The organism is Holdemanella porci (assembly GCF_019052655.1).
In the GTDB taxonomy this organism is placed as follows: domain Bacteria; phylum Bacillota_I; class Bacilli_A; order Erysipelotrichales; family Erysipelotrichaceae; genus Holdemanella; species Holdemanella hominis.
In genome coordinates this window covers 1-7,123 of the sequence record NZ_JAHQVB010000084.1, presented here as the reverse complement: position 1 = coordinate 7,123, position 7,123 = coordinate 1, and the positions used below count along the sequence as shown (strand labels likewise).

Sequence of the window (7,123 nt, the reverse complement as noted above, 5' to 3'; positions counted from 1 at the left end):
CGATATAGCAATGGATAAAATGAGTGTAAAAGAGTACGCAAATCCATTCTCAGAAGCAGAGCAACAGGCATATAAACAAGAAAAAGCAAAGAGAAAGAAATAGTAAAAAATTAAGCCCTTTGAGGGCTGGCGAGAGTCAAAAGCGATAGCTTGAACAAAGTGAAAGCAGCGCCTTGAGACGCGAGCTGGTAGTAAAGGCTTATAGCCGCAGAGAAAACCACGCCTTTTAAGCGTGGTTTTTATTGTGGTATGATGGGCATATGGAAAAAGGTCAATATGTATATATTTTAGAGTGTAGGGATTCTACATATTATACGGGATATACAACGGATGTAGATAAAAGATTAGAAACGCACAACTTGGGTAAGGGGGCAAAATATACGCGGTCTAGAAGGCCTTGTAAGCTTGTGTATGTAAGGGCTTGTGAGTCGAAGTCCAAGGCTTTGAAGTTGGAATATAAAATTAAACAAATGTCTCGAAAAGAAAAGTCGGAGTTGATTGAAGGAATCTTGAAAGAAATGTAGTTTCGTATTATTATATAGAAAGCGAAAGGATGATTATAACTATGAATAAAACTAGAACTCGTTTTGCGCCGAGTCCAACTGGCTATATGCACATTGGAAATTTGCGTACAGCTTTATTTGAATTTTTAATTGCGAAACACGAAGGTGGCGACTTCTTATTACGTATTGAGGATACTGACCAAGAGCGTAAGGTAGAAGGTGCTGTAGATGTTATTTATAAAACTTTAAAAGAATGTGGTTTGAACTGGGATGAAGGTCCAGATATTGGTGGAGACTTTGGTCCATATGTTCAAAGTGAACGTTTACCTATGTACAAAGGGTATGCCGAAGATTTAATTAAACTTGGTGGAGCTCACTATTGTTTCTGTAGTGAAGAGGAGATTGAGGCTCAAAGAAAAGAAGCTGAAAGCTTAGGTATTTCTTTTAAGTTCAATGATCCTTGTAAGCACTTGAGTGCTGAGGAAGTACAGGCTAAATTGGATGCGGGTGAACCTTATGTTATTCGTCAAACAATCAAAGATGTTGGTGAAACATATTTTGATGATGAAGTATATGGTCGTATTGAAGTGGATGGAGATGTTTTGGATGAACAAATCTTGATTAAATCGGATGGATATCCAACATATAACTTTGCGAACATTATTGATGATCACCAGATGCAGATTTCTCACGTAGTTCGTGGAAATGAATATTTATCAAGTACACCTAAGTACAACTTGATTTATGATGCGTATGGATGGCAAAGACCTACATACGTACACGTACCACCTGTAATGAAGGATGAACACCACAAATTATCAAAACGTAATGGAGATGCTTCTTTCCAAGATCTTGTTGCGAAGGGATATTTGCCGGACGCGATCATGAACTATATCGCACTTCTTGGATGGGCTCCTGAAACAGAACAGGAAATCTATACTTTGGATGAGTTGATCAAAGTATTTAATATTCACCGTATTTCTAAATCACCAGCCATTTTCGATATTGATAAATTGACTTGGATGAACGGTGTATATTTAAGAAACATGGATGAAGAAACATATTATGAAACAGTTCGTCCATACTTAGAAAAAGCGGTTCATGGAGCATACAACTTAAAAGAGATTGCCAAAATCATTCAACCTCGTATTGATATCTTGAATCAAATCGAAGAAAGTGTTGACTTCTTTGATACATTAGTAGATTACGATTTAGAAATGTATCGTCACAAGAAGATGAAGACAACTCCAGAAGTTGCATTAAAAGCTTTAAAAGCCAGCAAGCAAACTCTAGAAGCCTTTGATCAATGGGACAGCATGGATGCATTGCACGAATGTTTATTAGCTCTTCCTAAAGAGTTGGAAATGAAGAATGGACAGGTATTATGGCCAATTCGTACAGCCGTTTCTGGTAAACAATTCACTCCAGGTGGAGCGATTGAAATTGCGTTTATCTTAGGAAAAGATGAAACATTACGTCGTATCCAAGTGGGTATTGATCGTTTGAGTGAAATCGTAGAAGAGTAAAACATACAAACGCTTAGAGAAATCTAGGCGTTTTTTTTGCGTTTTACCAGCAAAAACAAATAAATAATTACGTATCTGTAATATAGAATTGCTGATAATATGATATGCTATTACTAGATTGAGGATTGCTTATGAGATATTTTTCAGTGGCTGAAATAGCTAAAAAATGGGATATATCCGAGCGCAGTGTTCGAAATTATTGTGCACAGAATCGTGTAGATGGTGCATTTATTGCCGGTAAAACTTGGAAAATTCCAGAAAATGCCAAAAAACCAGTTCGTATGAACAAGAAGAAAGAACAGCCTGTTACTTTATTGGATGTCTTGAAGGAAGTCGCTTGAGTCATGATCAAACTCGATATATTTTTGAAACAAATACGATTGGTGTAGAAAATGAAGTGTTGAATGTGGATGATGTACTTGAAACGGCAAATCACTTTCGATGTATTGATATGATTATTGATCATGCCAAGACTACTTTGAGCGAGAATTTTATTAAAGATTTACACTTGACTTTGAAGAATGGTACAAGTGATTCAAGAAAAGAAGGGTTTGTGGTCGGCGACTATAAAAAGGTACCAAATGAAGTTGGAGGAATGAATACAGCACTTTCTGAAGAAGTTCCAGGTAGAATGAAGGAATTGTTAAAAGAATATAATGGTAAAAAAGAAAAGACTTTTGAAGATATACTCGATTTTCATGTAAGGTTTGAGCGTATTCATCCATTTCAAGATGGAAATGGTCGTGTTGGAAGATCGATTTTATTTAAAGAATGTTTGAAATATAATATTGTCCCATTTATAATCGATGATCAGTTGAAAATGTTTTATTATCGCGGCTTAAAAGAATGGGATTATGAAAGAGGCTATCTGATGGATACTTGTTTGTCGGCACAAGATAAATATAAAGCTTATTTGGATTATTTTAGAATTGCTTATGAGAATAATAAATCAAATTGAAATCGATGAATATACTGTGATTGAAGTGTTTGATCATACGTGTTTTGGAAACCATGTGGTAATTGAAGGTAAAGAATATCCTACAGAAATCGTATATGATTTTGTAGGATATTCTTTAAATTAGATTCAATTCTTTAAAGGCATGATATATACCATCTTCATCTAGTGATGTTGTGATCATGTTAGCTTTATCTTTGATTTCTTGTGGAGCATTTCCCATGGCGATGCTCAGATGTGCTTTTTCAAACATAGGAATATCATTGAAGCCGTCTCCAATCGCAATCGTATCTTTAATGTCAGCATTAAAGTATTTGATTACGGCATCCATGCCTGTGGCTTTGTTGATGTGGTAGGAAGTGATTTCTCCACTTTCTTTTCCTAGTGGCGCAAAGGTTGCCGGAATCACATCGTATTTGTCGGATAGATCTTGTTGGATCTTTTTGTATGGCGTTTTCCCATTGTCAATAACGGAGACTTTGTTGTAGACAAGGTCTTTTATATTGTCGACAACGGTGATCTGGCTGGTTAGAATTGTAAGGCCGTGTTTGGCTTTTTCTTCTTCACTTTTGCCGGCACATTGTTCTTTCACCATTTTTAACATCGTGTCTTTTGTATATTGAGTGGCATAGATGCCATTAGAACATTCAAAGTTAGCGGGAATGTTGTTTTCTAATAAGTAGTTTGAAAGATATTGGCTTTCTTCTTTTGTGAGTGCATTTTCTTCTACGATTTTGTGTTCACATTCAATGGTTGCCCCACTTCCGGCAATAATCGCATCATAGTCAATTTCTAGCATCGGGCCAAAGATTTCAATGCGCTGTCTTCCTGTGCATAAAATGACTTTATGTCCGTTTTTTTTGGCTTGAATACAAGCTTTGATGGCACTATCCGGAATATAGCCTTCGTGATGGAATAGGGTGCCGTCGGCGTCTAAAAATATAAGTTTCATGAGTACCTCTTTCTGATTGGACGAAATGATATTTTTATTCTACAATAGAAAGGTAAATATTTAAAGGGGAGGGATAAAATGGGCGATTATATGGTGATAGGTATTGTGTTTGTTTTCGTGGTATTGATGTCAATACTTCCAAAACCAGTTTATAATGCGATTACGCGTGCTTTTTCAATGCATAAAAATGGAATTCGTAGAATTCAGAAGTATCGTACGACAACCGATTCCATTGGAAATTTAATGTTGGGTATATCGATAGTTTTCTGTATCTTCTATTGCTTCATTCCATTCTATTCATTTTTATATGGCATATTTTTCATTGTGAGCTACTTATGTCTTTTGGCACAGGCGTATCGTGTTACCACAAAGAAGCCTAAACAAATCGCAAAAACCGTTATCTTTTTGACGAATTTATTTGCGGGTGTCAGCTTTCTAGGTGCACTTGGCTTTTTAAATGGGCATGCATCGGTGGCTGTGATCAATCAGTTCATGATTGATTTTCATGCGCATAAGGTATTCAACATCTTATACCTTCTACAAAATCGTACTTGGATGTATTGGTTGTTTCAAGGTGCATTGTTTATGTTTCCACTCTTTATTATGTGGTCACACTTTAAATATATGCGATTGGAGAATAGTGTCAAAGCAGTTTATTTTGTGACATATATTATTAAGATGTTATTTTTGATTATGATTGTGTTATGTTTTTCTTGTGAGGCATTTGATTTCTTGGATATGGTATACCAGGTGGATGCACTTAAGAAATTGGCATAGAGGAAAGAAGGATTTAAAAAATGATTACTCAAAGAATTTCAAAATTACGTGAGAAGATGATGGAGAATAATGTACAGGCATATATTATTCCTACGTCTGACTTTCATGAAACAGAATATGTTTGCGAATATTTCGCATGTCGTAAATATATGTCTGGATTCACTGGAAGTGCAGGTGTCTTAGTTGTATTACTAGATAAGGCTGCACTATGGACAGATGGTCGTTATTTTATTCAGGCGGCAAATCAATTGGAAGGTACAGGCATTGATTTAATGAGGATGGGCCAGCCTGGAGTTCCTGAAATAGATGCGTATATTGTTGAAAATCTAAAGGAAAACGATACAGTTGGATTTGATGGTCGTGTCATGAATACAAAGGATGCCTTGGCATATAAATCTGTATTTGATTTGGCACACTTAAATATGAATGTAAATCTAGATTTAGTAAATGACGTATGGACAGATCGTCCACAGCTTCCTAGTACACCAACTTTCCATTATTCGGAAAAGTTTGCGGGTGAATCTATGGAAAGTAAACTTTCACGTTTGCGTGCTTTCTTAAATGAAAATAAAGTCGATTCCATTGTACTAACAAGTGTGGATCAGATTGCGTGGCTTTATAATTTAAGAGCACATGACATTCCTAATTTCCCGGTTGCGCTTGCATATTCAATCGTATCTTTAGATTCAGCTTCTATTTATATGGATGCTTCTCGTTTGGATGAATTGAGTGAAGAAGAATTTAGAAAGAACAATGTCACTGTTTGTGGCTATAACGATATTTATTCAGCTACAAAAATATTGAGTGGTTCAGTACTCGTGGATCCATCAAGTGTAAACTATGCGATTGTTTCTAATTTAAGGGCTAAGTCTGTATTTAAGGAGAGTCCAATTATTTTATGGAAGGCTTTAAAGAATGAAACAGAGTTAAAGTGTACAAAGTGGGCGCACATTAAAGATGGTGTTGCCGTCACAAAATTCATGTATTGGTTAAAGAAGAATGCGGGTAAGATAGAGATGAGCGAAATGAGCGTTCAGTCTAAATTACAAGTTTTTCGTAGTGAACAAGAAAACTATTTAGAGGATAGTTTTGATACGATTTGTGCCTATAAAGAACATGCGGCTATGATGCACTATTCTTCAAAGCCAGAAACGAATGTTGAAATCACAAATTCGGGTATGCTTCTAATTGATAGTGGTGGACAATATTTAGAGGGTACTACAGATATTACACGTACATTTGTGTTGGGTGATATTAGTGAAGAAGAAAGATATTGGTTTACTAAAGCATTAAGAGGACATATTCGTTTATCGGATGCACACTTCTTATTTGGGTGTTCAGGAATCAACTTAGATATTCTAGCTCGTGGACCACTATGGGATCAGGATGTGGATTATCAATGTGGTACAGGACATGGTGTAGGTCACTTATTGAATGTACATGAATCACCAAATGGCTTTAGATGGAGAGTGTTACCTCATCGTAATGAAATGTGTGTATTAGATGAGGGTATGATTACTTCTAATGAGCCAGGAGTCTATTGTGAAGGTAAGTTTGGTATTCGTCATGAAAATGAAATGGTTGTCGTAAAAGGCAATGTGAATAACTATGGTCAGTTCATGCATTTTGAGCCAATTACGTTTGTACCTTTTGACTTGGATGGTTTGGATGTTTCTTTATTGACAAATGAAGAAAAGGCTTGGTTGAACAACTATCATAAAGAGGTATTGGAAAAGATCAGTCCTTATTTAACGAATGATGAAGCTGAGTGGTTAAAATCGGCTTGTCGATCTATTTGATGAAAGAAAGAATGATACCAATCACATGTCCACATTGTGGACATGTTTTTGAGATAAAAAGAGATACGGTTGTGATTGCACAAATGGATAGTGTCGCTAGAATACGCTTGAATGATGGTTCGTATTTTATGCATCAATGTCAAAAGTGTAAGTCCATGTTTTATTTGTACTATCCATTCCTATATCGGGATCCGAAAAAGAAGTTTAATCTTGTTTTGACACAACAAAAGAATATAGATAATTTGAGTGAAGATGAGAGGGTTGTACTTTGTCATAGTGTTTCACAGTTTCTTTTGGCTTTCAAGATCTATGATCAGTGTTTAAATCCTAAACTTGTACTGGTCAAAAAGAAGCAGTTGGAAAAAAGATTGGGTCGTAGTATCAAATTTGATTATTATGACAAGAAGAATGGTTGTCTTTGGTTTGAGGATAAGGCTGTATCTTTAACCAAAGAGGAATGTAAAGCGATTCTTATTTTGTAGTATTGTCAAAATAGGTTATAATGTTTGGTAGAAATGAGGTTTTACGTATGAATATTTTAATTGCCGGTGGTACTGGATATATTGGTAGTCATATTTGTGTTGAATTATTAGAAAGTGGTCATGATGTTG

Annotated in this window: 10 protein-coding genes; 9 read left to right on the top strand and 1 reads right to left on the bottom strand. The window is 35.7% G+C overall.

Going from position 1 to position 7,123, the window contains the following annotated elements; all coding sequences use genetic code 11:
- Positions 1-260 precede the first annotated feature (260 nt).
- The 5 genes from KTQ83_RS10760 (at position 261) to KTQ83_RS10740 (ending at position 3,111) form a co-directional block, all read left to right on the top strand.
- Positions 261-524: a GIY-YIG nuclease family protein gene (locus tag KTQ83_RS10760; protein ID WP_117924377.1), complete on the top strand. Its 264-nt coding sequence runs from the start codon at positions 261-263 to the stop codon at positions 522-524.
- A gap of 41 nt (positions 525-565) precedes the next feature.
- A complete protein-coding gene (gene gltX / locus KTQ83_RS10755) occupies positions 566-2,029 on the top strand; it encodes a glutamate--tRNA ligase (protein WP_117924379.1) in 1,464 nt (487 codons plus the stop codon).
- Between the two features lie 131 nt (positions 2,030-2,160).
- Positions 2,161-2,370 carry a DNA-binding protein gene (locus tag KTQ83_RS10750; RefSeq protein ID WP_217256814.1) on the top strand — a complete coding sequence of 70 codons (210 nt, stop codon included), beginning with the start codon at positions 2,161-2,163 and terminating at the stop codon, positions 2,368-2,370.
- Positions 2,367-2,987 (top strand): Fic family protein, encoded by a 621-nt coding sequence (locus KTQ83_RS10745; protein ID WP_217256813.1) that lies wholly within the window; start codon positions 2,367-2,369, stop codon positions 2,985-2,987. Before KTQ83_RS10750 ends, KTQ83_RS10745 begins: the two co-directional genes overlap by 4 nt.
- The gene (locus tag KTQ83_RS10740; protein WP_217256812.1) at positions 2,965-3,111 is read left to right on the top strand and encodes a hypothetical protein; all 147 of its coding nucleotides are present in this window, start codon (positions 2,965-2,967) and stop codon (positions 3,109-3,111) included. The genes KTQ83_RS10745 and KTQ83_RS10740 overlap by 23 nt, the downstream gene beginning before the upstream one ends.
- On the opposite strand, the gene KTQ83_RS10735 is transcribed toward KTQ83_RS10740, so the two are convergent.
- Positions 3,103-3,936, bottom strand: a complete 834-nt coding sequence (locus KTQ83_RS10735) for an HAD family hydrolase (RefSeq protein ID WP_217256811.1) — start codon at positions 3,934-3,936, stop codon at positions 3,103-3,105. The genes KTQ83_RS10740 and KTQ83_RS10735 overlap by 9 nt on opposite strands.
- Before the next feature lie 78 nt (positions 3,937-4,014).
- Here KTQ83_RS10735 and KTQ83_RS10730 point away from each other — a divergent pair, with 78 nt between their 5' ends.
- The 4 genes from KTQ83_RS10730 to KTQ83_RS12755 form a co-directional block, all read left to right on the top strand.
- Positions 4,015-4,713 carry a hypothetical protein gene (locus KTQ83_RS10730; protein WP_217256810.1) on the top strand — a complete coding sequence of 233 codons (699 nt, stop codon included), beginning with the start codon at positions 4,015-4,017 and terminating at the stop codon, positions 4,711-4,713.
- A 20-nt stretch (positions 4,714-4,733) separates the two neighbouring features.
- Positions 4,734-6,512: an aminopeptidase P family protein gene (locus KTQ83_RS10725; RefSeq protein ID WP_217256809.1), complete on the top strand. Its 1,779-nt coding sequence runs from the start codon at positions 4,734-4,736 to the stop codon at positions 6,510-6,512.
- 11 nt (positions 6,513-6,523) lie between these two features.
- Positions 6,524-6,994: a CpXC domain-containing protein gene (locus KTQ83_RS10720; protein WP_158567589.1), complete on the top strand. Its 471-nt coding sequence runs from the start codon at positions 6,524-6,526 to the stop codon at positions 6,992-6,994.
- A 20-nt stretch (positions 6,995-7,014) separates the two neighbouring features.
- A partial coding sequence (locus KTQ83_RS12755; protein WP_367947727.1) for an NAD-dependent epimerase/dehydratase family protein occupies positions 7,015-7,123 on the top strand: 109 nt, incomplete at its 3' end.

What these genes read in the sequence shown, in the direction of transcription:
- KTQ83_RS10735 (WP_217256811.1), bottom strand. Translation starts at nt 3,936, where the DNA reads ATGAAACTTATATTTTTAGACGCCGACGGCACCCTATTCCATCACGAA.
- gltX (WP_117924379.1), top strand. Translation starts at nt 566, where the DNA reads ATGAATAAAACTAGAACTCGTTTTGCGCCGAGTCCAACTGGCTATATG.
- KTQ83_RS10750 (WP_217256814.1), top strand. Translation starts at nt 2,161, where the DNA reads ATGAGATATTTTTCAGTGGCTGAAATAGCTAAAAAATGGGATATATCC.
- KTQ83_RS10730 (WP_217256810.1), top strand. Translation starts at nt 4,015, where the DNA reads ATGGGCGATTATATGGTGATAGGTATTGTGTTTGTTTTCGTGGTATTG.
- KTQ83_RS10740 (WP_217256812.1), top strand. Translation starts at nt 2,965, where the DNA reads ATGAGAATAATAAATCAAATTGAAATCGATGAATATACTGTGATTGAA.
- KTQ83_RS10720 (WP_158567589.1), top strand. Translation starts at nt 6,524, where the DNA reads ATGATACCAATCACATGTCCACATTGTGGACATGTTTTTGAGATAAAA.
- KTQ83_RS10725 (WP_217256809.1), top strand. Translation starts at nt 4,734, where the DNA reads ATGATTACTCAAAGAATTTCAAAATTACGTGAGAAGATGATGGAGAAT.
- KTQ83_RS10760 (WP_117924377.1), top strand. Translation starts at nt 261, where the DNA reads ATGGAAAAAGGTCAATATGTATATATTTTAGAGTGTAGGGATTCTACA.